Raw genomic sequence first — 25,817 nt, forward strand, 5'->3', positions numbered from 1 at the left:
GCCTCCTTACAGACTCAGTTCCGGGTGCAGTCGGTCCATCGTCCACACCTGCTTGCCGCGAGCGGCCAGCGCGGTGAGGGCGAGGGCGCCCAACGTGAAGGCCAGCAGGACCGCGCTGCCCTGCCAGACGGGGGCGAGGTCGCCGCCGGTGATGAGCCGGCGCAGGCTCTCGACGATGTACGACATCGGCAGGTACGGGTGGATCGCGTTGAAGAAGTCCGGGCTGGTCTCCACGGGGTACGTACCGCCCGCCGAAGTCAGCTGGAGCATCAGGACGGCGAGGACCAGGATCCGCCCGGCCGCGCCGAACTTGGCGTTCAGCCACTGCACGATCGCCGCGAAGCAGCCGGTGACCAGCATCAGGAAGCCGATGGTGAGCGCCGGGTGCGCCATCTGCAGGCCGAGGCCCGGGGCCCAGTGCAGTACGGACATCAGCATGGCGACCTGCGCGACGCCGAGGCCGGCGACCGGCAGCCAGCCCGCGAGGGCGATCCGCCAGGGCGAGGCGCCGGCGGCCAGGGCCCGCTTGTTCATCGGGGCGATCAGCATGTAGGCGACCATCGCGCCGACCCAGAGGGAGAGCGGGATGAAGTACGGGGCGAACCCGGTGCCGTAGTTGGGCGCCTTGTGCAGGGACTGGTTGGCGAGCTTGACCGGGTCGGCCATGACCTCGGTGCGGGTGTCGCGCTGCTTCTCGTCGTAGTCCGGGATCTGGCCGACTCCGTCGTGCAGGCCGTCGGCGAGGTCGCCGCTGCCGTCGACGAGCTTGTACATGCCGCCGTGCAGGGTGTGCGCACCGTCGTCGAGCTTGCCGACGCCCTCGCCGAGCTTGCCGGAGCCGCTGGTGGCGGTGCCGAGGCCGGTGTGGAGCTGGGCCATGCCGGAGGCGACCTTGTGGGCGCCGTCGTTGAGCGTCTTGACCTGGCTGACGGCGGCGGCCAGGTCGGAGTTGAGGGCGGGGGCCTTCACGGCGAGCGCGCGGGCCTCCTTCTCCAGTTCGGTCAGCTGCTTGCGGAGCTTGTCGAGGTCGCCGTTCGAGTCCTTGACCAGCTTGCTGACGTCACCGCTGAGCAGCGCGGCCTCGGCGGCGAGGTCCTTGGTCTTCTTCAGCCGGTCGCAGGCCTCGGGGGTCAGCTTGGTCCCGGGGGCGCACAGGTCGTTGTAATCCGCGGCGGTCCGGGTCGCGAGGAGCTGCGAGACGCGGGCGGCGCCGGGCGCCTTCTCGGCGAACTTGTCGAGGTGGTTCCTGGTGACCTTGGCGGTGTCGGCGACCAGTACGGCGGTGTCGGCGAGCTGCTTGGGGTCCTCGATGAAGGGGCGGGCCTTGCCGGCGACGCCGTCGATCTTGTCGGCGAGCTTCTGCGTGCCGTCGGCGATGGTCCGGGAACCGGTCTTCAGCTGTCCGGCGGCCGAGTTGAGCTGCTTCAGCCCGCTGGTGAGCTCGCCGGACTTCTGCTTGGCCGTGTCGAGGCCCTCGGCGAGGTCCTTGGCGCCCTTCTGGGCCTTTCCGGCCCCGTCCTTGATCTGGTCGGCGCCGTCGGCGGCCTCGGCCGTCTTGTCGTGCAGGTCGGAGAAGGACACGAAGATCTTGTCGAGGAAGTTGCGGGAGGCGTTGGTGGACGCCGCCGAGCGGACCTCGGAGAAGACGGTGCGGGAGATCGAGCCGACGACGTAGTTGTTCGCGTCGTTGGTGCGGACCTGGAGCGCGCTGGTGGTGGGGTCCTCGCCGGAGCTGGAGGCGATCTTCTCGCTGAAGTCGGCGGGCATGGTGAGGGAGAGGTAGAACTTCCCGTCCTCCAGGCCCTTGGCCGCCTCGGCGGCGCTGACCTCGCGCCAGTCGAAGGTACGGCTGTCGCGCAGCTTCTTGGTGATGTCGTCGCCGGCGTCGATGCGCTTGCCGTCCACGGTGACGCCCTTGTCGGCGTTGACGAGGGCGACGGGCACCTTGTCGAGGCGGCCGTAGGGGTCCCAGAAGGACCAGAGGTACAGCGCGCCGTAGAGCAGCGGCAGCAGGAGCAGCGCGACGAGGGCGGCCCGGGGGAGCTTTCCCCGCCCGAACCGCTTCAGCTCAAGCGCGGCGAGCTTCGGCGAGCGCATCGTCCGTCCCCTTCGTGTTCTTGATCGGCTTCGTTTGCGTGTCGGCTTCGGCTTCGGCTTCGGCTTCGGCTTCGGCTTCGGCTTCGGCTTCGGGTGCAGTTTCGGCCTTGGCTTCGTCGGCCTCGGGTCCGGTTTCGGCTTCGGGTTCGGCCTCGGCGCGCTCCGGCTCGGCGGTGGGTGCGGGGGCCGACGTGGGCGGCTCGGTCTTGGCCGGGGGGCCGGTGCGCAGCACGGTGGCGTCCTGCGGGGCCTCGCTGCACACCGCGATGACGGTGGTCCCGCGTGCGGCGATCTCGCGGAGCAGGGTCCAGGCCTCGGCGCGCTCGGCGTCCGAGAGCTTGAGGTCCAGGTCGTCGAGGGCCAGCAGGCGCGGGTTGCCGAGCAGTGCGATGGCCACGTGCAGGCGTACGGATTCCAGCCGCTCCAGGTCGCGTACGGAGGTACGGGGCCCCTTGGGCAGGGTCGCGAGGTCCAGGCCGGCGATGGCCAGGGCCTCCTCGATCCGGGCGGCGGTGGAGGTGCGGCGCTCGCCGCGCGGCCGGAGCAGGGCGCGGACCGGGCCGTCGTAGCGGCGCTGGAGCAGGGCGCCCTCGCGCAGCTGCTCGGCGACGGTGAGGGCCTGGTCGAGGTCGTTGACCCCGGGGACCGGGCCGAGGGCGGTGACGCGGCGGACCGCGGCCATCTTCTTCGGCAGGCGGTGGCGGCCGACCTCGGCGTGGCCGGCGGTGGCCTTCATCCGGCCGGTGAGGGCCAGGAGCAGGCAGGTCCGGCCGCTGCCCGAGGGACCTTCGACCGCGATGAGCGAGCCTGGCGCCGCGTCGATCCCGACGTTCCGGAACACCCAGCCGCGCGGGCCCTTGAGTCCGAAGTCCTCGGCTTTGACTGCCGCGCCGTGCGGGCTGTCCACGCCGACCCCTCCCTTTTGAACTGACTGGTCAGTTCAAAAACTAGCACCTTCGGACGCACTTGCCGCGCCCCGGGGGGAAGTTACTCGGACAGACAGGGCGAAACCGCAGGTCAGAGCGATTGTCAGTGGGGCACGTCACGATGGATCCACGCAACACGGCACAACGCACCACACAAGGCATCGCGACAGCACCACGCATCGACAGGAGGTTCGTCATGGCCACACCGTCCCCGTCCCCTGTCCACCCCGTCCCGCGGAAGTCGGCGGCCCCGCCGGCTGCCCTCGATCTGCTCGCCAAGGCCCGCGGCGGCCTGGCCGAGGCGGCGGAACTGCCCGGTTCCAACGAGCGGTACGCCACCGCGCACCTCGCGGCGCTGCGCGCCGCCGCCGCCGTGCTGGCCGCGCGCGGGCGGCCCGAGCCGGTCAACCCGCGGCGGCGGCCCCGGATCCGGCCCGCCTGGGAGGTACTGCCGGAGATAGCACCGGAGCTGACGGAGTGGAGCGCGCTGTTCGCGTCCGGCGCGGCCCGCCGGGCCCGGGCCGAAGCGGGCATACCGGGTGCGGCGACCGCGCGGGAGGCCGACGACCTGGTGCGCGAAGTCGCGATGTTCGTGCGGCTGGTGGAGCGGATGCTCGCCCTGCGCCCGCCGGCCGCCCCGGCCTTGCCGATCCCGCGTCCGGAGCGCCCCAGCGCGGGGTGAGAGGGCCGAAGGCGCGCAGGTGCCGTGCCGGTCGGGCCGCGACCCCGGCGTGACCGGCATGGCAGCCCCAAGGGAATAGGGTGGGGCCCGGACCGCTCACCCTTACCGCGCCGAGGAGCCATCAGCCGTGTCGGACACTTCCCGCCCCCGCGCCTCCCTTCGCACCGCTGTGGTGTGGGAGGTCCTCAAGGAGGCCCTCGACCGCCGGGTGAAGGCGACCGGGCGGGACGTGCTCGACGTACTGGACACCGGTGGCGGCACCGGCAAGTTCGCCGTCCCGGTGGCCCGGCTGGGCCACCGCGTCACCGTGGTCGACCCCAGCCCGAACGCGCTGTTCGGACTGGAGCGCCGGGTCTCCGAGGCCGGCGTCGCCGACCTGGTCCGCGGTGTGCAGGGCGACGCGCAGGGCCTGCTGGACGTCGTCGAGCGCGACGCGTACGACGTGGTGCTCTGCCACGGCGTGCTGGAGTACGTGGACGACCCGGCCGAGGGCGTCGCCAACGCGTACGCGGCCCTGCGCCCCGGAGGCATCCTCAGCCTGCTCGGCGCCGGTGTCGGCGGGGCCGTGCTGGCCCGCGCGCTGGCCGGCCACTTCACCGAGGCCCGCACGGCGCTGACCGACCCGGCCGGCCGCTGGGGCTCCGGCGATCCGGTGCCCCGGCGCTTCACCGCCGAGCAGCTCGCCGAGCTGGTCGGCGGCGCCGGCCTGGAGGTCGGCGCGGTGCACGGCGTCCGGATCTTCGCCGACCTGGTTCCGGGGGTCCTGGTGGACACCGAGCCCGGCGCGGTCGAGGCGCTGCTGCGTCTGGAGGAGGCCGCCGCCGAGCTGCCCGCCTTCCACGCGGTCGCGACGCAACTGCACGTCCTTGGCGAGAAGCCCGCCTGATCTGCGACGCTGCACCGCACCGAGTCGGCCGTACACCCTCCGCTCCGCCGGTCGGACCCGTATGATCGGGGACACCGACCGGCATGGCGGCCGGGTCATTGGGGAATAACCGCCTCAGTGACCGCGCCTTTCGGCGGTACGGATCGTCGCGGTGCTTTTTCAGAACGTGGCGTAGAGGGCGGGTGTCACGGGGGCGATTCCCCGCCTATCCTGAAGGGGACCCCTGGTCGCTACCCCCCGCGACCGACGGATGAGGAGGACTCCCGTGCCGCTCTCGGAGCACGAGCAGCGAATGCTCGAGCAGATGGAGCGAGCGCTGTACGCCGAAGATCCCAAGTTCGCGACAGCGCTTGAGGGAAGCGGGCTGCGCACGTACACCCGGCGACGGGTCTACATGGCAGTCGCAGGCATTGTGGTGGGTATCGCGCTCCTCATGACCGGTGTGATCTGGCAGAGCGTGCTCTGGGTCAGCGTGGTGGGATTCCTCGTCATGCTGGGCTGCACGGCTCTCGTGGTCACTGGTTGGCGCAAGGCACCCAAGCCCGGCGAACAGCCCGTCTCCGGCAGTTCAAGCGGTTCGGCCCACGGGCACAACCGGCAGCGTCGGTCGATGATGACCCGGATCGAGGAACGGTGGCAGCGCCGCCGCGATGAACACGGGCAGTAGGCCCTGCGGATTTCGGTGAGGGGACGGCTGCCGGGCGGCGGCCGTCCCCTCACGCGCTTCTTCCGGCCCGCTTCCCGTCGTACGTCTGCCTGATCCCCGCCTTCTGCGGCATGATGATCAGGTGAGTGTGCTCCCCCTGGTCTTCACCAGCGGCTGGGCCAGTGGGATCAACGCATACGCCGTGGTCCTCCTGCTCGGCATCTTCGGCGCGACCGGACTGTCCGACGACGTCCCGGCATCGCTGCAACGTACCGACGTGCTGATCGTCGCGGCCGTCCTGTTCCTCTGCGAGGCGGTGGCCGACAAGGTCCCGTACGTCGACTCGATATGGGACGCGGTCCACACCGTCGTCCGGCCGCTGGCCGGTGCGGTGATCGGCGCGCTGCTGGCCGGGCAGAGCGGCTCGCTCTCCGACATCGCGGCCGGGGCGATCGGCGGCTCCACCGCGCTGGCCAGCCATTTCGTCAAGGCCGGTACCAGGATGGCGATCAACACGTCTCCGGAGCCGTTCACCAACGTGGGGATGAGCATCGCCGAGGACCTCGGCGTGGCCGGGCTCGTGACGTTCGCGATGTTCAACCCACAGGTCGCCGCGATCATCGCGGCCGTGCTGCTGGCCCTCGGCATCACCGCGCTGGTCTTCCTGTGGACCCGGATCCGGCGCTTCCTGCGCCGCCGGGCCCAGCGCCGCGAGGAGAGACACCTGGCGGCCGAAGCCCGCGAGCCCACCGGGACCACCGGGTGGCCACCCCACTGACCTGGGTCGTTCCCGGCCCGCCCCGCTCGATAGGCTCGGCCGCATGGCACGAATTGCGGTGATCGGCGCCGGCATGGGCGCGATGGCGACGGCGGCCCGGCTGGCCGTGGCGGGCCACCAGGTGACGGTGTACGAGCGCGGGAGCACCTACGGCGGCTCGGTCGGGCGGTACGAGCGCGAGGGCTTCGCCTTCGACACGGGCCCCGGGCTGCTGCACCTGCCCGCCGTCTACCGCGACCTCTTCGTGAAGACCGGCAAGCGGCCCCTGGAGGAGTGCGTCGAGCTGGTCCAGGTGGATCCCGCCGTACGGCACCTGCTGCCCGACGGCACCGTGGTCACCCTGCCCAACGTCTCGCGCGGCGGCGCGGCCGCCGTCATCGACGAGGCCTTCGGCGCGGGCGCCGGCGAGCGCTGGAGCGCGGTCCTGGGCCGGGCCCGCGACGCCTGGGACGCCACCCGCCGCCCGCTGCTGGAGGAGCCGCTGCGCCCCGACTGGCAGGTGCTGGGCGGCGATCCGTACCCCGCGCTCCGCAAGAGCGGCCTGCTGCGCCGCCGCCCGCCGACGCTTGCCGAGGTGGCCGAGCGCGAGCTGGGCGGGGAACTCGCGGGCCTGCTGGAGAGCCCGGTGCTCGCCCACGGCCTGGCCCCCGACGCCACCCCGGCCGCCGCGACCGTCGTTCCGTACATGGAGCAGACCTTCGGCAGCTGGTACGTCCGCGGCGGCATGCGCGCGCTGGCCACCGCCGTCCACGAGCGCTGCCTGGAGCGGAAGGTCGCCTTCGAGTTCAACGGCGCGGTACGGGACGTGCTGGTCCGCGACGGCCGGGCGGCCGGGCTGCTGCTGGCCGACGGCTCCGAGGTCGCCGCCGACTTCGTGGTCTGCGGGATCGACCCGAGGCAGCTGCCGCCCGGCACCGTGCCGCGGCCGGCCGACGCCGTCCCCGCCCGGGGACCCGGCGTGCCCAGCCGGATCACCCTCTTCCTCGCCCTGCGCGGCGCCCGCCCCGCCGACGCCGCGCACCGCACCGTCGTCCACTCCCCGAGCCTCGCCGCCGAGGCCCGGGCCGCCTTCGCCGGGGAGCACGCCGAGCACCCGACGGTGACGGTGCTGCGGCCCGACGACCCGGCGACCCGGCCCGACGCGGACCACGAGGCCGTCACGGTGAGCGCCGTGTGCGCCCCCCAGGGGGTGCTGGACTGGTCGGACACCGCGCTGGTGGGCCGCTACACCGAGGAGCTGCTCGCCGCCGCCGGGCGGGCCGTGCCCGGGCTGCGCGGGCGGCTGCTGTGGCAGGAGCTCCGCACCCCCGCCGATGTCGCGCGGGCCACGGGCGCGGTAGGCGGCGCGGTGCCCCCGCCCGCCGTCGCGGGGGCCGGGGGCCGGCTGCTGCACCAGGGGAACGCCACCGCCCTGCCCGGGCTGTTCCTGGCGGGCGGCTGGGCGCACCCGGGCGGCGGGCTCGCGCACGCCGGGATGACCGGGGCGCTGGTGGCGGGGCTGATCGTGGAGGGCGCGGACTTCCGCGGCTCGCAGTGACCTCGGGGGGCCGGGGCCCGGGTCCCGGGGCCCCGCCGATCCCGGCGGGGCCCCGGTGAGGTGAGGGCCGCTCAGTAGCGGTACTGCTCGTACTCCCCCGTGCCGCCCTGGTACGGGTAGCCCTGCGGCTGCTCCTGGGGGTACGCGGACGGGTCCTGCTCCTGGCCGCCCGGGTAGGGCTGCGCGGCGTCCCGCTGCTGCGGCACCCAGATCCCGCCGGGCGGGGTGTCCATGGAGTACTGCTGCTGGGCGCCGGCGTACGGGTCCGGGGCCTGGCCCGCGTACGGGGCGTACCCGCCGTCGTAGTAGGGCTGCTGCGGGGCGACACCGCCGCCGGTGCCGATGTACGGGTCCGAGTAGGCGGCGTAGACCTGCTGGCCGTCCGCCGGGTAGCCGTTGCCGTAGCCGTAACCGCCCTGGTTCTGCTGGTCGTAGTAGGCGGCGTACTGGTGGGCGTCCTGCTCGGCCGTGGTGAACGGCGAGGCGAACGCGGCCGTCTGCCCGGCGTCGGCGGTCGGGGCGAAGCTCTGTATCCCGTACGAACCGGTGTCCTCGGGCAGCGGCTGCGGGCTGTAGACCTCGTCGGCGTCCGGGGCCTTCGCGCCCTTGGCGGCCTTGCCGGCCCTGAACACGTCCTCGGCGGCGTCGTCCGCGTCCGGGTCGGCGGAGCCGGCGTCGGGCCCGTACTCCAGCGCGGTGACCTCCAGCGCGGGCTCCGGGCGGGCCGCGCCTCCGGCCCGGCGGCGTCCGGTCTGCCGTACGGGCTCACCGCCGCGGCGCAGCGCCCAGCCGGCCACGAAGCCCTTGCGGAAGGACAGCGTCACCAGGGTCTGGCCGACGGCGAACGCGGCCGCGCCGACCGCGATGACCAGCACGGACGGCAGCACCACGCCGGCAACCACACCGAGGAAGCCGGCGAAGGCGAGCAGGCGCCAGCGCAGCCGGGCCTTGTACTGCATCAGGACCTCGGCAAGCAGCCACAACGCGACGAAACCGAACGCGATGTAGAGGACCGTCATTCCCATGCGTGGCCCCTCTCGGTACGGCCGTCGACACGGGAATTGGGGGACGGCCGATCAGGCCCGCTGGTGCAGGCCCAGGTTCTCGTAGATCTCGAGAGTCGCCGTGGAATTGTTCAGCGTGATGAAGTGCAGTCCCGGGACACCCTCGGACAGCAGCCGCGCGCAGAACTCCGTGGCGAACTCGATGCCAATGGAGCGTACAGCGGCCGCGTCGTCCTTGACCGCGAGCATGCGCTCTTTCACGGCGTCGGGGAAGACCGCGGTGCTCAGTTGGGGCAGCCGGTCGAGCTGCTTGATTCCCACAACAGGCATGACCTCGGGGATGATCGGGGTCTCGCAGCCCGCCTTCTCGACGCTGTCGCGCAGCCGCAGATAATTCTCCGGATGGAAGAACATCTGGGTGATCGCGTAGTCGGCGCCCGCGCGGCACTTGTCCACGAAGTGCCGGATGTCCGTGTCCCAGTCCTGCGAACGCGGGTGCATCTCGGGGAAGGCGGCGACGCCGACGCAGAAGTCGCCGGACTCCTTGAGGAGGCGGACCAGGTCGGCGGCGTAGTCCACGCCCTCGGGGTGCTTCACCCAGGGCGCCATGGGGTCGCCCGGCGGGTCCCCGCGCAGCGCGAGCATGTTGCGGATGCCGGCGTCGGCGAACTGGCCGATGACGTGGCGCAGCTCGGCGACGGAGTGGTCGACGGCGGTGAGGTGAGCGACCGGGGTCAGCGTGGTGTCCGCGGCGATCTGCTCGGTGGCGCGGACGGTGCCGCCGCGGGTGGAGCCGCCGGCTCCGTACGTGACGGAGACGAAGCTCGGGGCGACCGCCTCGATCCGGCGGAGCGCTTCCCAGAGGTTGCGCTCGCCCTTCTCGGTCTTGGGGGCCCAGAACTCGAACGAGTACGAGCTCCCGGACGCGAGGAGATCGCGGACCGTGTGTGCACGGTCCGACCAGGTGGAAGCGGTACCAAGGGCCATACCGGCAGGTTAGACGCGGCCCGGCGCACGCCGAAGCGACGTCCACCCATTGGACACGTTTTTGGACACCTACGGGGAGCCGGGCGGGCGGGTCCTACGGGAGGCGGGCGCGGACCCGCTTGGCCAGGTCGGCGGCGGCGGCGCCGGGGTCGGAGGCCTCGGTGACGGCGCGTACGACGACGACGCGAGTGGCGCCCGCGTCGAGGACCTCGTCCAGATTCGTGCCGTCGATGCCGCCGATCGCGAACCAGGGCCGGTCCTGGGCGAGCGCCGCGGTGTACCGGACGAGGTCGAGGCCGGGGGCGTGGCGGCCGGGCTTGGTGGGGGTGGGCCAGCAGGGGCCGGTGCAGAAGTAGTCCACGCCGGGCTCGGCGACGGCGGCGTCGACCTCGGATTCCGCGTGGCAGGAGCGTCCGATGAGGACGGCCCCGGGGAGGATCGCGCGGGCGGCCGGCACCGGGATGTCGCCCTGGCCGAGGTGCAGGACGTCGGAGCCGATGGCGTGCGCGACGTCGGCGCGGTCGTTGACGGCGAGCAGCTTGCCGTGGCGGCGGGCCGCGTCGGCGAAGACCCGGAGGTGTTCGAGCTCCTCGCCGGCCTCCATGCCCTTGTCGCGGAGCTGGACGATGTCCACTCCGCCGGCGAGGACGGCGTCGAGGAACTCGGGGAGGTCACCCTGCCGCTTGCGGGCGTCCGTGCAGAGGTAGAGCCGGGCGTCGGACAGCTGCTGCATGGGTTACCCCCCGTGGTGGTGGCGGCGTACGGGCCCGCGCGCTCGGCCCGTACACCGCGGTGGAGCGGATGCGGATCAGGTCAGAGGGCGAGCGCCTGAGCGCGGCGCTTCACCTCCGTGCCGCGATTCTCGCTCAGCGCCTGCGCGGGGGTGCCGGGCAGGGTGGGGTCCGGGGTGAACATCCACTCCAGGATCTCCTCGTCGGAGAAGCCGTCGTCGCGGAGCACGGTCAGCAGGCCGGTCAGGCCCTTGACGATCTTGTCGCCGTCGATGAAGGGGGCGGGCACCTGGAGCGAACGGTTCTCGCCCCGTCGTACGGCGAGCAGCTGACCTTCCTTGACCAGCTGGCGGACCCGTGTCACCTCGATGTCGAGCATCTCGGCGATGTCGGGGAGGTACAGCCAGTCGGGGACAAGGGCATCGATCTTTGCGTCAATCTCGGTCACGGACCCAAGCCTGCCACCTCGGACTCGCCGCCGGTACCTGGACCACCCCGTCCGGGGTCCGGGCCCCGCCCCAGGCCCCGGACCGGGTGCCCGCCCGCGGCGTCGGCGGGGCCGGGTCTTCCGGCCCCGTGGGCTCAGCCCGGGCGGGTCAGAGGGTGGCGGATTTGACGGGGGTGGACGGGTCCGACAGGGCGGCCGGGGAGACGGGCGTGGCCGATTCGATCAGGCGGCGGGCCTGGGCCAGGTCGCGGGGGCGGCCCACCGCGAGGATCGCCACCAGGGCTCCGCCCCGGAGCCAGCACACCGACCAGGCGGGGTCGGCCGGGTCGCCGCGCCAGATCAGCTCGTCCGCCCCGCCGTGGTACCCGGCGTACTGCACGAAACGGCCGAACTGCTCCGACCAGAAGTACGGCACCGGGTCGTAGACCTGGGCCGGCTCCCCCGCCAGGATGTTCGCCGCGACGGAGCGAGGGCCCTGAAGGGCGTTGTCCCAGTGGTGGACCAGGAGGCGCTCCCCGTAGCGGGCCGACGGGAACGAGGCGCAGTCGCCCACCGCCCAGACCCCCGGCAGGGACGTCCGCAGGTACGCGTCCGCCGTGACCGAGCCGTCCGGGCCCAGCTCGACGCCCGAGCCCGCGAGCCAGCGCGTCGCGGGGCGGGCCCCGATGCCGACGACCACCGCGCCCGCCTCCAGCGAGCGCCCGTCGGCCAGCGCGACCCGGCCCGCCTCCACCGAGGCCACCCGCGCGCCGGTCAGCAGCGAGGCCCCCGCCTCCTCGTACCACCGCGCCATCGGAGCCGCGACCTCCGCCGGCAGCGCGCCCGCGAGCACCCGGTCCGCCGCCTCGACGACCGTCACCTCGCAGCCCGCCTCCCGCGCGGCCGTGGCGAACTCCGCCCCGATCCAGCCGGCCCCCACGACCACGGTCGCCGGCGCCGCCGCCAGCACCGGCCGCAGCCGCGCCGCGTCGTCCAGCGTGCGCAGCAGGTGCACGCCGGGGATCCCCTCCGACCCGGGCAGCGTCAGCGGCTCCGCGCCCGTCGCCAGCACGAGCACCTCGTACGGGACCGGGCCCGCCTCGGTGTCCAGCTCGCGCTCGGCGGCCCGCAGCCCGGTGACCTCCACGCCGAGCCGCAGCTCGATGCCGAGGCCCTCGAAGTCCACGTCGAACGCGGAATCCTCGGCCTTGCCGAGCAGCACCGCCTTCGACAGCGGCGGTCGGTCGTACGGCTGGTGCGGCTCGGCGCCCAGCAGGGTCACGGGGCCGGTCCATCCCCGCTCCCGCAGTGCGACGGCCGTCTGCACCCCGGCCATTCCGGCACCGACGATGACGACACCGCTCTGAGTCTGTTCCGTCTGCTCGCTCATCCAGCCCACCCTAATCATCTGACACTCCGTCAGGAATAGTGGCCGGGGAAGGCAGCCTTACCCGGCACCGACGCCGGGGTTAGTCTGGCCACCGTACCTATCGCGGGAGTCCGGGCGCACCGGACTGAGAGGGAGGCTGGACGGCCTCCGACCGTACGAACCTGATCCGGGTCATGCCGGCGAAGGGAGGGGCTGGACGCCCATGCACTCATCTCGGAACAAATCCGACACGGGATCCGACGTCCTCGTCATCGGGGGCGGCATCATCGGCCTGGTCACAGCCTGGCAGGCGGCCCGGCGCGGGCTGCGCACCGCACTCGTCGACCCGGCACCCGGCGGCGGCGCCGCCCAGGTCGCGGCCGGCATGCTCGCCGCCGTCACCGAACTGCACTACGGCGAGGAGACCCTGCTCGGGCTGAACCTCGCCTCCGCCGCCCGCTACCCGGAGTTCGCCGCCGAACTGGCCGACGCCAGCGGCGGGATGGACATCGGCTACCGCGCCTGCGGCACCCTCGCCGTGGCCCTCGACGCCGACGACCGGCTCCACCTGCGCGAGCTGCACGCGCTCCAGCGCCGCTGCGGCCTGGAGTCCGAGTGGCTCACCGGCCGCGAGTGCCGCCGCCTGGAGCCGATGCTGGCCCCGGGCGTCCGCGGCGGCCTGCGCGTGGACGGCGACCACCAGGTCGACCCGCGCCGGCTGGCGGCCGCGCTGCTGGCGGCCTGCGAGCGCGCCGGGGTGGAGATCCGCCGGGCGAGCGCGGAGCGGCTGCTCACCGCCGCCGACCGGGCCGTCGGGGTACGGCTCGACGACGGTACGGAACCGCGCGCCGACCAGGTGGTGCTGGCCGCGGGGTCGCTCAGCGGCCGGCTGGCCGGCGTACCGCCGGAGGTGGCGGCTCCGGTAAGGCCGGTGAAGGGGCAGGTGCTGCGGCTGACCGTGCCGCCCGGGTACGGGCCGTTCCTGTCCCGGACCGTACGGGCCGTCGTGCGCGGCAGCCACGTGTACCTGGTCCCGCGCGAGAACGGCGAACTCGTCGTCGGCGCCACCAGCGAGGAACTCGGCTGGGACACGACGGTCACCGCGGGCGGGGTGTACGAGCTGCTGCGCGACGCCCACGAGTTGGTTCCCGGCATCACCGAACTCCCGCTGACCGAGACCCGCGCCGGGCTCCGTCCCGGTTCTCCCGACAACGCCCCGCTGCTCGGGCCGACCGATCTGCCCGGTCTGCACCTGGCCACCGGGCACTACCGCAACGGGGTGCTGCTGACCCCGATCACCGGCGAGGTGATGGCGGAGCTGCTGACCACCGGCGTCGTACCGGAGATCGCCCGCCCCTTCACCCCGCGTCGTTTCACCCCGGCACGTCAGGAGTCGTACGCATGACCATCTCCGTCAACGGCGAGCCGCGCGAGGTCGCGGCCGGCACCACCCTGGACGCGGTGGTCGCCACCCTGACCGCGGCGCCGGCCGGTGTCGCGGCCGCGCTGAACGAGACCGTCGTCCCGCGCGGCCAGTGGCCGGCCACCCCGGTCGGCGAGGGCGACCGGGTCGAGATCCTGACCGCCGTGCAGGGAGGCTGAGCGTGATGGCCGACGACGTCTTCGAGCTGGGCGGCCGGAGCTTCTCCTCCCGTCTGATCATGGGGACCGGCGGGGCGCCGAGCCTCGACGTCCTGGAGCGCGCACTGGTGGCCTCCGGGACGGAGCTGACGACGGTCGCGATGCGCCGGCTGGACCCGACAGTGCAGGGCTCGGTCCTGTCGGTCCTGACCCGGCTCGGCATCGCGGTCCTGCCCAACACGGCGGGCTGCTTCACGGCGGGCGAGGCGGTGCTGACGGCGCGGCTCGCGCGGGAGGCGCTGGGCACGGACTGGGTCAAGCTGGAGGTGGTCGCCGACGAGCGGACCCTCCTTCCCGACGGCGTGGAGCTGCTGGACGCGGCGGAGACGCTGGTGGACGAGGGCTTCACCGTCCTCCCGTACACGAACGACGACCCCGTGCTCGCGCGCAGGCTGGAGGACGTGGGCTGCGCGGCGATCATGCCGCTGGGGTCGCCGATCGGGTCGGGGATGGGGATCCGCAACCCCCACAACTTCGAGCTGATCTGCGAGCGGGCCGGGGTCCCGGTGGTCCTGGACGCGGGGGCGGGCACGGCTTCCGACGCCGCCCTCGCCATGGAGCTGGGGTGCTCGGCGGTGATGCTGGCCTCGGCGGTGACGCGGGCGCAGGCGCCGGTGCTGATGGCGGCGGCCATGCGGGACGCCGTGTCGGCGGGGCGGCTGGCGTACCGGGCGGGGCGCATCCCGCAACGCCGGTTCGCTGCCGCGTCCTCCCCCACCGAGGGCCGCGCCGCCCTGGACCCGGAACGCCCTGCCTTCTGACCTCGGCGGGGCTGGATCACCAGGCGCCGCCCGGACCCGGTCCTCAAACGCCGCCGGGGCTGGATCTCCCAGCCCCGGCGGCGCCTCAAGCGCGGGCTCCCGGAGGGGAGGGGTGCGTCACAGGTGCGCTGCAACGGGGCGGGATGCTGGTGGGGAGGGTTGCGGGCGCTCGTAGAATCGCCGGGTGGATACGACCTTGGATGACCCCATCGTCGGGCGCGTGCTCGACGGCCGCTACCGCGTCGACGCCCGCATCGCGGCCGGCGGCATGGCCACGGTCTACCGCGCCCTCGACACCCGACTCGACCGCGTCCTGGCCCTGAAGGTGATGCACCCGGCGCTCGCCGCCGACGCCGGCTTCGTCGACCGCTTCATCCGTGAGGCCAAGTCCGTCGCCCGCCTCGCGCACCCCAACGTCGTCGGCGTCTTCGACCAGGGCACGGACGGCCCGTACACGTACCTCGCCATGGAGTACGTCTCCGGCTGCACCCTGCGCGACGTGCTCCGCGAGCGCGGCGCGCTCCAGCCCCGGGCCGCGCTCGACATCCTGGAGCCCGTCCTGGCCGCCCTCGGCGCCGCGCACCGGGCCGGGTTCGTGCACCGTGACATGAAGCCGGAGAACGTCCTGATCGGCGAGGACGGCCGGGTCAAGGTCGCGGACTTCGGGCTCGTCCGCTCCATCGACTCCGTGACGAGCACCACCGGATCCGTCCTCGGCACCGTCTCCTACCTCGCCCCCGAGCAGATCGAGAACGGCGTCGCCGACACCCGCGTGGACGTCTACGCCTGCGGCGTCGTCCTCTACGAGATGCTCACCGGGGCCAAGCCCCACACCGGCGGCAGCCCCGCCCAGGTGATCTTCCAGCACCTCAACGAGGACGTCCCGCCCCCGTCGGCCACCGTTCCCGGGCTCCCGGTCGTCCTCGACGAGCTCGTCGCGCAGGCCACCGCCCGCAACCCCGAGCTGCGCCCGTACGACGCCGCGTCCCTGCTGGGTCTGACCCTCGACGCCCGCGCCCGGATCAGCGACGGCGAGCTGGACGCCGTACCGCCGCAGGCGCGCGCCGAGGCGCACGACCCGACCGAGGACCGCACCAGTGTGATCCCCCGGCCGGTCGCCCCGCCCGAGCCCATGAACCAGACCTCGCGGCTGTTGCTCCCGCCGACCTCCCCGGCGCAGGCGCAGGAGACGACCGCGGCCCCGGCGCCCCGGGCCGCCCGCCGCCGCGGCGTGTTCCTCGTCGTCGCCGCGGTGCTGGTCGCGCTCGGCATCGGCACCGGCGTCTGGTACATCAGCTCCGGCCAGTTCACCAAGGTCCCGAACCTGCTCGGCAAGACCGAGGCACAGGCCAAGTCCGAGCTGTCGGCGGCCGGTCTCGGCGTGAAGGGGATCGACCGGAAGTTCAGCGAGGCCTTCGACCGCGGGACCGTGATGGACACCGACCCCGCCGGCGGCAAGCGGATCCGCGGCAACGGCGCGGTGACGCTGACCGTCTCGCGCGGCCCGGAGGTCGTCGCGGTACCCAACCTCAAGGGCCGTCCGTTGGAGGAGGCCAAGGCCGAGCTGACGAAGACGGGCCTGGAGCCCGGCGTCGTCTCGCAGGCGTTCAGCCAGGACGTCGCGCAGGGCTCGGTGATCAGCACCGACCCGGCGGGCGGCGAGAAGCGGGCGCCCGACACGGCGGTGTCCCTGCTCGTCAGCAAGGGCCGCCCGGTGCAGGTCCCGACGGTGACCGGCGCCCCCCTCGACCAGGCCCGCGCCGCCCTCCAGGGCCTCGGCCTCAAGGTGGAGACGGCCGCCGAGCAGGTCAACTCCCCCTTCCCGGCGGGTACGGTCGCCGCCCAGTCGGCGGCCGCCGGATCCCAGGCCGCGGCCGGCGACACGGTGACGCTCACCGTCTCCAAGGGCCCCCGGCAGATCCCGGTGCCGAACGTGACCGGCCAGGACGCGGACACGGCGCGCAAGGCGCTGGAGGCCCTGGGCTTCAAGGTGAAGGTGGAGAAGCCGTTCATCTCCTTCAGCAACACCATCGACGCGCAGTCGGTGCCCGGCGGCCAGAGCGCCCCCGAGGGCAGCACGATCGTGATCCGGACCAAGGGGCTGTAGTCGTACGTGGAACACCTGGTGCATGGGGATCCGGCGCGCCGCAATCCCGTCGGCGGGCACGTCCCCGTCGCGGGCGGGCTGGCCTCGGTCGGGCTGACGTACGCCCGGGAGATGGGCGCCGAGGCCGTTCAGGTCTTCGTCGCGAATCCGCGCGGCTGGGCCACCCCGGTCGGCAACCCGGCGCAGGACGAGCTGTTCCGCGCCCAGTGCGCGCAGGAGTCGATCCCGGCGTACGTCCACGCTCCGTACCTGATCAACTTCGGCTCCCACACGGAGGCGACGGTCGAGAAGTCGGTGGAGTCGCTGCGGCACTCGCTGCGCCGGGGTCGCGAGATCGGCGCGCTCGGGGTGGTCGTGCACACCGGCTCGGCGACCGGCGGCCGCCCGCGCGAGGAGGCGTACGCGCAGGTCAGGGAGCACATGCTGCCGCTGCTGGACGAGCTGACGCATGACGACGACCCGTTCCTGCTGCTGGAGTCCACGGCCGGGCAGGGCTACTCGCTGTGCTCGCGGACCTGGGACTTCGGTCCGTACTTCGAGGCGCTCGACCACCACCCGAAGCTCGGCATCTGCCTGGACACCTGCCACATCTTCGCGGCGGGGCACGACCTGGCCGAGCCCGGCGGCACGAAGCGGACGCTGGACCTGCTGGTGGACACGGTCGGCGAGGGCCGGCTGAAGCTGATCCACGCGAACGACTCCAAGGAGGGCGTGGGCGCCCACAAGGACCGGCACGCCAACATCGGCCAGGGCCACATCGGCCGCGAGGCGTTCGCCGAGCTGTTCTCGCACCCCGCGACGGAGGGCGTCCCGCTGATCATCGAGACCCCGGGCGGCAAGGAAGGGCACGCGGCCGACGTGGCGCTGCTGAAGGAGCTCCGGGAGCTGCACTGATTCCTTGAGGAATACCCTAGGGGGGTATACGGTTCTGCTGATCGGCAGAACCGTACTCAGGCGTTCCCAGGGGGTTCCGATGGATCACGCACACGACCACGAGCACGCAGATGCGCATGGGCACGAACACGGGCACGAACACGGGCATGCGCACGGGCACGGGCACGGGCACCCCAGGGCCACGTGGGCCATGGCCGCCCGGGCCACCCTCCACTGCCTCACCGGATGCGCCATCGGCGAGGTGCTCGGCATGGTCATCGGCACCGCCCTCGGCTGGGGCAACGTGGCGACGATGGTCCTGGCGATCGTCCTCGCGTTCTTCTTCGGCTACGCGCTCACCCTGCGCGGCATCCTCTCGGCGGGTGTCGACCTGCGCACGGCCGTCCGGGTGGCGCTGGCGGCGGACACTCTTTCGATCGCCGTCATGGAGCTGATCGACAACGGCGTCATCGCCCTGTGGCCGGGCGCCATGGACGCGCACCTCTCGGAGCCGCTGTTCTGGATCGTGCTCGCGATCTCACTCGCGGTGGCGTTCGTCGTGACGACCCCGGTCAACAAGTGGCTGATCGGCCGCGGCAAGGGGCACGCCGTCGTCCACCAGTACCACCACTGAGACCGCCGGGACCGCCGGAGCCTAGAGCTCGGGGCCTTCGCCCGGCTCCTCCTGGTACGAGTAGCGCTGCTCGCGCCAGGGGTCGCCGACGTTGTGGTAGCCGCGCTCCTCCCAGAAGCCGCGCCGGTCGGCGGTCATGTACTCGACGCCGCGCACCCACTTGGGGCCCTTCCAGGCGTACAGGTGCGGGACGACCAGCCGAAGCGGGAACCCGTGCTCGGCGGTGAGCAGTTCGCCGCCCTGGTGGGTGGCGAAAACGGTCCGCTCGGAGGCGAAGTCGGCCAGCCGCATGTTGGAGCTGAAGCCGTACTCGGCCCACACCATCACGTGCGTGACCTGCGGTGCCGGCGGGGCCAGTTCGAGCACGGTGCGCGCGAGCACCCCGCCCCATTCGGCCCCGAGCATGCTGAACTTGGTCACGCAGTGCAGATCGGCCACGACCGATTCGAACGGCAGCGCCGCGAACTCCTCGTGGTTCCAGCAGTGCTTCTCGCCGTCGGCCGTCGCGCCGAAGACGCGGAACTCCCAGCGGTCCGGCTTGAACTTGGGTACGGGCCCGTAATGGGTGACCGGCCAGCCCCTCTGCAACCGCTGCCCCGGAGGGAGCTCAAGCTGCTCTGCTCCCGGAGATTCCCGGCTTTCCGGCTGACCCATGACTCCATGGTGACAGACTGCCCGGGGTGGTCGTGACCAGGTCTGGGCCGATTCGGGCAAGTCAGGGTAACTCCCACTAAGGAGGCACTTACTGGACGACCCCAGGCGGCGGTGCAAGGATGCGCGCAACTGCCCCGTCACATAGCTGACATTGCCTGGAAGGAGCCTCTGCAATGCACGGCGACCCCGAGGTCCTTGAGTTTCTGAACGAGCAGCTGACCGGCGAGCTGACGGCCATCAACCAGTACTGGCTGCACTACCGCATCCAGGACAACAAGGGCTGGACCAAGCTCGCCAAGTACACGCGTGAAGAGTCCATCGACGAGATGAAGCACGCGGACAAGCTCACCGAGCGCATCCTGATGCTCGACGGCCTGCCGAATTACCAGCGCCTCTTCCACGTGCGCGTCGGACAGACGGTCACGGAGATGTTCAAGGCGGACCGCCAGGTGGAGGTGGAGGCGATCGACCGCCTCAGGCGCGGGATCGAGGTCATGCGCGGCAAGGGAGACGTCACCTCCGCGCGGATCTTCGAGGAGATCCTCGAAGACGAGGAGCACCACATCGACTACCTGGACACCCAGCTGGAACTGATCAAGACCCTCGGTGAGGCGAACTACCTCTCCCAGCAGATCGAGCAGCCGAGCTGACCGACCGCACCAGAGCCGGTCGCGCGCAGGACGGGCTAGGCGGCTTCGGCGAGGCGCGGGGCGGCCGCGAGCACGGCGTCGGTCTCGCCCTTCTCCAGCAGTTCCCGGCGGGGGCACGCGCCGCGGCCGAGGATGCCCTGGATGGTCCGGACGCAGGAGCCGCAGTCGGTTCCGGCCTTGGTGGCCGAGGCGATCTGGCGGGGGGTGCAGGCCCCGGCAGCCGCATGTTCCTTGACCTGCTTGTCGGTGACCCCGAAGCAAGAGCAGACGTACACGCGGTTCACCTCCCTGACCGGAATGGTTCGGCGAGCCATCCCCGATTCGGTGAGGCTTACCTAACCGTACCCAAAGTTAGGGTCACCTAAAAGCCCCGGGCACGACAGTGGGGCGCGGATCACATCGATCCGCGCCCCACTGTCATAGGAAGCTACATCCCGGAGATCGCCTACTGGTCGCGGTACATCTCGGCGACCAGGAACGCCAGGTCCAGGGACTGGCTGCGGTTGAGCCGGGGGTCGCAGGCCGTCTCGTAGCGCTGGTGCAGGTCGTCGACGAAGATCTCGTCGCCGCCGCCCACGCACTCCGTGACGTCGTCACCGGTGAGCTCGACGTGGATGCCGCCCGGGTGCGTGCCCAGCGCCTTGTGGACCTCGAAGAAGCCCTTGACCTCGTCGAGCACGTCGTCGAAACGGCGCGTCTTGTGGCCGGAGGCCGCCTCGAAGGTGTTGCCGTGCATCGGGTCGGTGACCCAGGCGACGGTCGCGCCGGAGGCGGTGACCTTCTCGACGAGCTCGGGGAGCTTGTCGCGGACCTTGTCGGCGCCCATGCGGACGACGAAGGTCAGCCGGCCCGGCTCGCGCTCGGGGTCCAGGCGGTCGATGTACGTCAGCGCCTCGTCCACCGTGGTGGTCGGGCCGAGCTTGATGCCGATCGGGTTGGCGATCCGCGAGCAGAACTCGATGTGCGCGTGGTCCAGCTGGCGGGTGCGCTCACCGACCCAGACCATGTGGCCCGAGGTGTCGTACAGCTTGCCGGTCCGCGAGTCCGTACGGGTCAGGGCGCCCTCGTAGTCGAGCAGCAGCGCCTCGTGCGAGGAGTAGAACTCCACCGCCTTGAACTCGGCCGGGTCGGTGCCGCACGCCTTCATGAAGTTCAGCGCGTTGTCGATCTCCCGCGCGAGCTGCTCGTAGCGCTGCCCGGACGGGGAGGACTTCACGAAGTCCTGGTTCCAGGCGTGCACCTGGCGCAGGTCGGCGTAGCCACCGGTGGTGAAGGCGCGCACCAGGTTCAGCGTCGACGCGGACGCGTGGTACATGCGCTTCAGCCGCTCGGGGTCCGGGATCCGGGCCTCTTCGGTGAAGGCGAAGCCGTTGACGGAGTCGCCGCGGTAGGTCGGCAGGGTGACGCCGTCGCGGGTCTCGGTGTCCTTGGAGCGCGGCTTGGAGTACTGGCCGGCGATGCGGCCGACCTTGACCACGGGCACGGAGGCCGCGTAGGTCAGGACGGCGCTCATCTGGAGCAGCGTCTTCAGCTTGGCGCGGATGTGGTCGGCGGACACGGCGTCGAAAGCCTCGGCGCAGTCGCCACCCTGGAGGAGGAACGCCTCGCCCTTGGCGACGGCTCCCAGACGGGCGCGCAGCTGGTCGCACTCACCCGCGAACACGAGGGGAGGATACGACTCGAGGTCCGCGACGACAGCGCGCAGAGCCTCGGCATCGGGGTACGAAGGCTGCTGCGCCGCGGGAAGGTCTCGCCAGGTCGCCTTGGCGGCGGGGGCTTGGATGTCAGCGTTCACGGTCACCTCATACACATTACGTCGTCACACGGCGCGTCCACCCCGCTGCCCACTACGTGAGACAGATGTCTTTTATCCGCAATCCACGGCCCGGCGGAGCGGCTTCGCCCGGGCCTCGGTGGTGGGCTATGGTCTGCGGCATGTACGCGCACTCCAACCAGAACTGGTGGTGGCCCGCTTCCGGCGGCCCACTGCTTTCGCGTACCTGACCACCACGCGAACGACGCACAGGCCGCCTCCGGGCGGCCTTTTCTGTTTTCCGGGCCGCCCTTCCCCCTTTCCTCTTCCTCGTCTCCTCCCTGGAAGGACGCCCCGCCCCATGGAACTCAGCCGACTGCTCGACGACTCCTGCCCTCCGTTCGCCCTGCTGCGCCGCCGCACGCCCGGCCGTGACCACGACACCGTCGAGGTGCTGATCGGCGCGGTCCACGAGGCCGAGCGGCTGGCCGACCTGCCCGTCGGGGAGCTGCCCACCCTCGCGCTGGTGCCGTTCCGGCAGATCCGGGAGCGCGGGTTCGACGTACGCGACGACGGGACGCCGCTGAGCGTGCTGGTCGCCGAGGAGGCGTACGAGCTCCCGCTCGCCGAGGCCCTGGCGGGGCTCCCGGCGCACGAGGTGCACGTCGAGGGCGGCGGCTTCGACGTCCCCGACGAGGAGTACGCGGCCACCGTCGAGCGGGTCATCCGGGACGAGATCGGGCGCGGCGAGGGCGCGAACTTCGTCATCCGGCGCACCTACGAGGGCCGGATCGACGGCTTCGGCCGGGCCGACGCGCTCGCGCTGTTCCGGCGGCTGCTGCTTGGTGAGCGGGGCGCGTACTGGACGTACGTCGTCCACACCGGGGACCGCACGCTGGTCGGGGCCAGCCCGGAGGTCCACGTACGGATGTCCGGCGGCACGGTCGTCATGAACCCGATCAGCGGAACGTACCGCTACCCCGTGTCCGGGGCGACGGCCGAGTCGCTGCTGGCGTTCCTCGGCGACCGCAAGGAGACCGAGGAGCTGTCCATGGTGGTGGACGAGGAACTCAAGATGATGTGCACCGTCGGCGACATGGGCGGGGTCGTCGTCGGACCGCGGCTGAAGGAGATGGCGCACCTCGCGCACACCGAGTACGAGCTGCGCGGCCGGTCCTCGCTGGACGCGCGGGAGGTGCTGCGGGAGACGATGTTCGCGGCGACGGTGACGGGCTCGCCGGTGCAGAACGCCTGCCGGGTCATCGAGCGGTACGAGAGCGGGGGCCGGGGCTACTACGCGGGCGCGCTGGCGCTGCTGGGGGTGGACGCGGCCGGGGCCCAGACGCTGGACTCGCCCATCCTGATCCGGACCGCCGACATCGCGGCGGACGGCGCCCTGCGCGTCCCGGTCGGCGCCACGCTGGTACGGCACTCCGACCCGGCGGGCGAGGTCGCGGAGACGCACGCGAAGGCCGCGGGGGTGCTGGCGGCGCTGGGGGTCCGGCCGGGCGCACCCCGGCCGGCGGTCACGGGCGCGGGGGGCCTGGCCGCCGATCCGCGGGTGCAGGCGGCCCTCGCCGCGCGGCGCCAGGACCTGGCGCCGTTCTGGCTGCGGATGCAGGACCGGCCGGCGGCGCCGGCGGGCCACGCGCTGGTGATCGACGGGGAGGACACCTTCACCGCGATGCTGGCGCACCTGGTGCGGATGAGCGGGCTGGAGGTGACCGTGCGCCGCTACGACGAACCGGGGCTGCGGGCGGCGGCCCTGGCCTGGGGCGGTCCGGTCGTACTGGGCCCCGGGCCGGGGAACCCGGCGGATGTGGCGGACCCGAAGATCCGGCTGCTGCGCGGGCTGGCGCGGGACCTGCTGGCCTCCCACCGGGGCGGGCTGCTGGCGGTGTGCCTGGGGCACCAGCTGCTGTCGGCGGAGCTGGGGCTGCCGCTGGTGCGCAAGGCGGAGCCGGCGCAGGGGGCGCAGACGCGGATCTCGCTGTTCGGGGGTGAGGAGGTGGTGGGGTTCTACAACGCGTATGCGGCGCGCTGCGACGACTCGGCGGCGGGGGCGCTGGCGGGCCGGGGCGTCGAGGTCTCCCGTGACCTCGAAACGGGCGAGGTGCACGCGCTCCGCTCCCCCAGGGGCGGTTTCGCAGGCGTCCAGTTCCACCCGGAGTCGGTCCTCACCCTCCGCGGCGCGGACCTCCTGCGCGACCTCCTCACCACGATCCGCACCCCGGCCTCCGCGTAGCCCGGAGCCTCCGCGTAGCCCTGCGGGGCGGGAAGCTCTCCCCGCCCCGCCCTTTCACCGTTTCCCGTGCTCCGCCCGGGGAGCGGTCAGGCGGTCGGGGCCGGCTTGGAGCGGCGGGACGTGATGGTTCGGATCAGCTGCCAGGTGAGGACCGGGCCGAGCAGGGCCATCCCGCACAGGAACAGCGTCCAGTTGCCGAAGGCCAGGGCCAGGGTCACCGGGATCCCGGCCGCGGGATCGGCGAACGCCAGCCACGCGTCCACCCGCTCCCCGGCCTGGGCCGATAGCGCGGGCCGCAAGGCCCGGACGGCGTACACGAGCTGTACGGCGGCGCAGGCCGCCATGATCCACCGGATCACCGAAGGTATGTCCACGTGGCCGAATCTAGCCCCCGCCCGGGCCCGCCGGCATGGCCGTCCGGCCAACCCCCGGTGAATTCGCCGCCCACCGCGCCGGGGACAGCGTGTTCCGCGATCTCCGCCCGGTCGGGCTCCCCGAGTCGGACCGCGGGTCGCTTTGTCGCCGTACGACCCACGATCCGCCCTCGCGCCCCGGCTCGGCGCGGGGTCAGCCGAAGAACACCCCGACCTCCTCGTACAGCGCCGGGTCGACCGTCTTGAGCTTCGCCGTGGCCTCCTGGATCGGCACCCGGACGATGTCCGTCCCCTTCAGCGCGACCATCTTCCCGAAGTCGCCCTCCCGCACCGCGTCGACCGCGTGCAGCCCGAACCGGGTGGCCAGCCACCGGTCGTACGCGCTCGGCGTGCCGCCCCGCTGGATGTGCCCGAGCACGGTCGTGCGGGCCTCCTTGCCGGTCCGCGCCTCGATCTCCTTGGCCAGCCACTCGCCCACGCCCGAGAGCCGGACGTGCCCGAAGGAGTCCGTGGTGGCGTCCTTGAGCACCAGCTCCCCGTCCTTCGGCATCGCGCCCTCCGCGACGACCACGATCGGCGCGTAGCTCGCCTTGAACCGGGAGGTCACCCAGGCGCACACCTTGTCCAGGTCGAAGCGCTGCTCCGGGATGAGGATGACGTTGGCGCCGCCCGCGAGTCCCGAGTGCAGGGCGATCCAGCCGGCGTGCCGGCCCATGACCTCGACGACCAGCACCCGCATGTGCGACTCGGCTGTGGTGTGCAGCCGGTCGATGGCCTCGGTGGCGATGCCGACGGCGGTGTCGAAGCCGAAGGTGTAGTCCGTGCCCGACAGGTCGTTGTCGATGGTCTTGGGGACGCCGACGCAGGGGATGCCGTACTCCTCGTACAGCCGGGCCGCGACGCCCAGGGTGTCCTCGCCGCCGATCGCGACGAGCGCCTCGACCTCGTACTTGGCGAGGTTCTCCTTGATCTGCCGGACCCCGTTCTCCTGCTTGAAGGGGTTCGTGCGCGAGGAGCCGAGGATCGTTCCGCCGCGCGGCAGGATCCCGCGGACGTTGGGGATGCCGAGCGGGACGGTGTCGCCCTCGATCGCGCCGCGCCAGCCGTCCTTGAAGCCGACGAACTCGTACGCGTACTCCTGTACGCCCTTGCGCACGACGGCCCGGATCACCGCGTTGAGCCCGGGGCAGTCGCCGCCGCCCGTCAGCACTCCGACCTTCATGGAATCTCCCTTCGCCACAGGGCCCGCTGAGCCCGCATGACGGCCACGCTAGTGGTGACCCAGGTCACATCAAGGTGCTGGGTTTGGTCAATTCCGGTGGAATCGCGGGGCGTTGCGTACTCCCGTTCACTCGTACGAGGACGTAAGTACGACGTACGACACCGCTTGCGCGGGGCCGTACGGCCCTACGCGTCGTCGAGGCCGCGCTCTATGGCGTACCGGACGAGCTCCACCCGGTTGTGCAACTGGAGCTTGCCCAGGGTGTTCTGGACGTGGTTCTGGACCGTGCGGTGGGAGATGACCAGCCGCTCCGCGATCTGCTTGTACGAGAGCCCCTTGGCCACCAGGCGCAGCACCTCGGTCTCGCGGTCGGTCAGCTGCGGCGCCTTCGGCTCGTCGGGCGCGGCGGGCGCCGGGTCGGTGGCCAGGCGCCGGTACTCGCCGAGAACCAGCCCGGCCAGGCCCGGGGTGAACACCGGGTCGCCCGCGGCGGTGCGGCGGACCGCGTCGATCAGCTCCTGCGCGCCGGCGGACTTCAGGAGGTAGCCGGTCGCGCCGGACTTGACCGCCTCCAGGACGTCGGCGTGCTCCCCGCTCGCGGAGAGGACGAGGACCCGCAGCGCCGGGTTGGCGCCGACCAGCTCCTTGCAGACCTGGACGCCGGGCATGCCGGGCAGGTTGAGGTCGAGGACCAGCACGTGCGGGGCGGCGGCGCGGGCCCGGCGGACCGCCTCGGGGCCGTCGCCGGCGGTGGCGACCACGTCGAAGCCGGCGGCGGCCAGGTCGCGGGCGACCGCGTCCCGCCACATCGGGTGGTCGTCGACGACCATCAC

26 protein-coding genes and 1 riboswitch are annotated in these 25,817 nt (G+C 72.5%); of the genes, 13 read left to right on the forward strand and 13 right to left on the reverse strand.

Translation table 11 applies throughout. The features are described from left to right. Positions 1-6: 6 nt before the first annotated feature. Entirely contained in the window at positions 7-2,097 is a 2,091-nt protein-coding gene (locus OG982_RS07045) for a YhgE/Pip domain-containing protein (RefSeq protein WP_266788785.1), read from the reverse strand. Beyond that, positions 2,069-3,004, reverse strand: a complete 936-nt coding sequence (locus tag OG982_RS07050; protein WP_266948161.1) for an ATP-binding cassette domain-containing protein — start codon at positions 3,002-3,004, stop codon at positions 2,069-2,071. The genes OG982_RS07045 and OG982_RS07050 overlap by 29 nt, the downstream gene beginning before the upstream one ends. A 215-nt stretch (positions 3,005-3,219) precedes the next feature. Here OG982_RS07050 and OG982_RS07055 point away from each other — a divergent pair, with 215 nt between their 5' ends. The 5 genes from OG982_RS07055 (at position 3,220) to OG982_RS07075 (ending at position 7,552) form a co-directional block, all read left to right on the forward strand. After that, positions 3,220-3,705, forward strand: coding sequence for an SAV_6107 family HEPN domain-containing protein (locus tag OG982_RS07055; protein WP_266788781.1), 486 nt, complete (start codon positions 3,220-3,222; stop codon positions 3,703-3,705). Positions 3,706-3,832: 127 nt separating this feature from the next. Beyond that, the gene (locus OG982_RS07060; protein WP_266788779.1) at positions 3,833-4,591 is read left to right on the forward strand and encodes a methyltransferase; all 759 of its coding nucleotides are present in this window, start codon (positions 3,833-3,835) and stop codon (positions 4,589-4,591) included. A gap of 265 nt (positions 4,592-4,856) precedes the next feature. Further along, a complete protein-coding gene (locus tag OG982_RS07065) occupies positions 4,857-5,258 on the forward strand; it encodes a DUF3040 domain-containing protein (RefSeq protein WP_266948163.1) in 402 nt (133 codons plus the stop codon). Positions 5,259-5,379: 121 nt separating this feature from the next. Continuing rightward, entirely contained in the window at positions 5,380-6,015 is a 636-nt protein-coding gene (locus tag OG982_RS07070) for a DUF4126 domain-containing protein (RefSeq protein ID WP_266788775.1), read from the forward strand. A 43-nt stretch (positions 6,016-6,058) separates the two neighbouring features. Next, a complete protein-coding gene (locus OG982_RS07075; protein ID WP_266788773.1) occupies positions 6,059-7,552 on the forward strand; it encodes an NAD(P)/FAD-dependent oxidoreductase in 1,494 nt (497 codons plus the stop codon). A 71-nt stretch (positions 7,553-7,623) separates the two neighbouring features. Here OG982_RS07075 and OG982_RS07080 read toward each other — a convergent pair whose 3' ends face one another. The 5 genes from OG982_RS07080 to OG982_RS07100 all read right to left on the reverse strand — a co-directional run bounded on the left by OG982_RS07080 (position 7,624) and on the right by OG982_RS07100 (position 12,091). Next, a complete protein-coding gene (locus OG982_RS07080) occupies positions 7,624-8,577 on the reverse strand; it encodes a hypothetical protein (RefSeq protein ID WP_266788771.1) in 954 nt (317 codons plus the stop codon). Positions 8,578-8,628: 51 nt separating this feature from the next. Continuing rightward, on the reverse strand, positions 8,629-9,543 hold the full coding sequence (metF, locus tag OG982_RS07085; RefSeq protein WP_266788769.1) for a methylenetetrahydrofolate reductase [NAD(P)H]: 915 nt from the start codon (positions 9,541-9,543) through the stop codon (positions 8,629-8,631). A gap of 94 nt (positions 9,544-9,637) precedes the next feature. Continuing rightward, on the reverse strand, positions 9,638-10,276 hold the full coding sequence (gene thiE / locus OG982_RS07090) for a thiamine phosphate synthase (RefSeq protein WP_266788767.1): 639 nt from the start codon (positions 10,274-10,276) through the stop codon (positions 9,638-9,640). Positions 10,277-10,356: 80 nt separating this feature from the next. Then, on the reverse strand, positions 10,357-10,722 hold the full coding sequence (locus OG982_RS07095; protein ID WP_266788765.1) for an Rv2175c family DNA-binding protein: 366 nt from the start codon (positions 10,720-10,722) through the stop codon (positions 10,357-10,359). 148 nt (positions 10,723-10,870) lie between these two features. Further along, positions 10,871-12,091: an NAD(P)/FAD-dependent oxidoreductase gene (locus OG982_RS07100; RefSeq protein WP_266948165.1), complete on the reverse strand. Its 1,221-nt coding sequence runs from the start codon at positions 12,089-12,091 to the stop codon at positions 10,871-10,873. Positions 12,092-12,183: 92 nt separating this feature from the next. Then, positions 12,184-12,296, forward strand: a riboswitch (TPP riboswitch). Here OG982_RS07100 and thiO point away from each other — a divergent pair. The 6 genes from thiO to OG982_RS07130 all read left to right on the forward strand — a co-directional run bounded on the left by thiO (position 12,294) and on the right by OG982_RS07130 (position 18,086). Then, a complete protein-coding gene (thiO, locus tag OG982_RS07105; protein ID WP_266788761.1) occupies positions 12,294-13,475 on the forward strand; it encodes a glycine oxidase ThiO in 1,182 nt (393 codons plus the stop codon). Its footprint overlaps the riboswitch before it by 3 nt. Continuing rightward, positions 13,472-13,672 (forward strand): sulfur carrier protein ThiS, encoded by a 201-nt coding sequence (gene thiS, locus OG982_RS07110; RefSeq protein ID WP_266788759.1) that lies wholly within the window; start codon positions 13,472-13,474, stop codon positions 13,670-13,672. Before thiO ends, thiS begins: the two co-directional genes overlap by 4 nt. 5 nt (positions 13,673-13,677) lie before the next feature. After that, entirely contained in the window at positions 13,678-14,472 is a 795-nt protein-coding gene (locus OG982_RS07115; protein ID WP_266948167.1) for a thiazole synthase, read from the forward strand. A 184-nt stretch (positions 14,473-14,656) separates the two neighbouring features. Then, the gene (gene pknB, locus OG982_RS07120) at positions 14,657-16,579 is read left to right on the forward strand and encodes a Stk1 family PASTA domain-containing Ser/Thr kinase (RefSeq protein ID WP_266788755.1); all 1,923 of its coding nucleotides are present in this window, start codon (positions 14,657-14,659) and stop codon (positions 16,577-16,579) included. Between the two features lie 6 nt (positions 16,580-16,585). Then, positions 16,586-17,473, forward strand: a complete 888-nt coding sequence (locus OG982_RS07125; protein WP_266948169.1) for a deoxyribonuclease IV — start codon at positions 16,586-16,588, stop codon at positions 17,471-17,473. A 79-nt stretch (positions 17,474-17,552) separates the two neighbouring features. Continuing rightward, positions 17,553-18,086, forward strand: a complete 534-nt coding sequence (locus tag OG982_RS07130; RefSeq protein WP_266948170.1) for a DUF4396 domain-containing protein — start codon at positions 17,553-17,555, stop codon at positions 18,084-18,086. 21 nt (positions 18,087-18,107) lie between these two features. On the opposite strand, the gene OG982_RS07135 is transcribed toward OG982_RS07130, so the two are convergent. Further along, complete coding sequence (locus OG982_RS07135; RefSeq protein ID WP_266788750.1) at positions 18,108-18,740, reverse strand: sulfite oxidase-like oxidoreductase; 633 nt, start codon at positions 18,738-18,740, stop codon at positions 18,108-18,110. Between the two features lie 173 nt (positions 18,741-18,913). On the opposite strand from OG982_RS07135, the gene bfr reads away from it, so the two are divergent. Beyond that, the gene (gene bfr, locus OG982_RS07140) at positions 18,914-19,390 is read left to right on the forward strand and encodes a bacterioferritin (RefSeq protein ID WP_266788748.1); all 477 of its coding nucleotides are present in this window, start codon (positions 18,914-18,916) and stop codon (positions 19,388-19,390) included. 35 nt (positions 19,391-19,425) lie between these two features. Here the strand turns inward: bfr and OG982_RS07145 are convergent, their stop codons facing one another. Next, entirely contained in the window at positions 19,426-19,665 is a 240-nt protein-coding gene (locus tag OG982_RS07145) for a bacterioferritin-associated ferredoxin (protein ID WP_266788746.1), read from the reverse strand. Between the two features lie 170 nt (positions 19,666-19,835). Further along, complete coding sequence (locus OG982_RS07150) at positions 19,836-21,191, reverse strand: class II 3-deoxy-7-phosphoheptulonate synthase (RefSeq protein ID WP_266788744.1); 1,356 nt, start codon at positions 21,189-21,191, stop codon at positions 19,836-19,838. Between the two features lie 313 nt (positions 21,192-21,504). Between OG982_RS07150 and OG982_RS07155 the strand changes: the two genes are divergently transcribed. After that, positions 21,505-23,388 carry a chorismate-binding protein gene (locus OG982_RS07155; RefSeq protein ID WP_266948172.1) on the forward strand — a complete coding sequence of 628 codons (1,884 nt, stop codon included), beginning with the start codon at positions 21,505-21,507 and terminating at the stop codon, positions 23,386-23,388. A gap of 86 nt (positions 23,389-23,474) precedes the next feature. Here the strand turns inward: OG982_RS07155 and OG982_RS07160 are convergent, their stop codons facing one another. The 3 genes from OG982_RS07160 to OG982_RS07170 all read right to left on the reverse strand — a co-directional run bounded on the left by OG982_RS07160 (position 23,475) and on the right by OG982_RS07170 (position 25,814). Further along, positions 23,475-23,762, reverse strand: coding sequence for a hypothetical protein (locus tag OG982_RS07160; protein ID WP_266788741.1), 288 nt, complete (start codon positions 23,760-23,762; stop codon positions 23,475-23,477). Positions 23,763-23,955: 193 nt separating this feature from the next. Beyond that, a complete protein-coding gene (locus OG982_RS07165; RefSeq protein WP_266788739.1) occupies positions 23,956-24,984 on the reverse strand; it encodes a 6-phosphofructokinase in 1,029 nt (342 codons plus the stop codon). Positions 24,985-25,169: 185 nt separating this feature from the next. After that, the gene (locus OG982_RS07170; protein WP_266792149.1) at positions 25,170-25,814 is read right to left on the reverse strand and encodes a response regulator transcription factor; all 645 of its coding nucleotides are present in this window, start codon (positions 25,812-25,814) and stop codon (positions 25,170-25,172) included. Positions 25,815-25,817 lie beyond the last annotated feature (3 nt).

The organism is Streptomyces sp. NBC_01551, assembly GCF_026339935.1.
Lineage (GTDB): Bacteria > Actinomycetota > Actinomycetes > Streptomycetales > Streptomycetaceae > Streptomyces.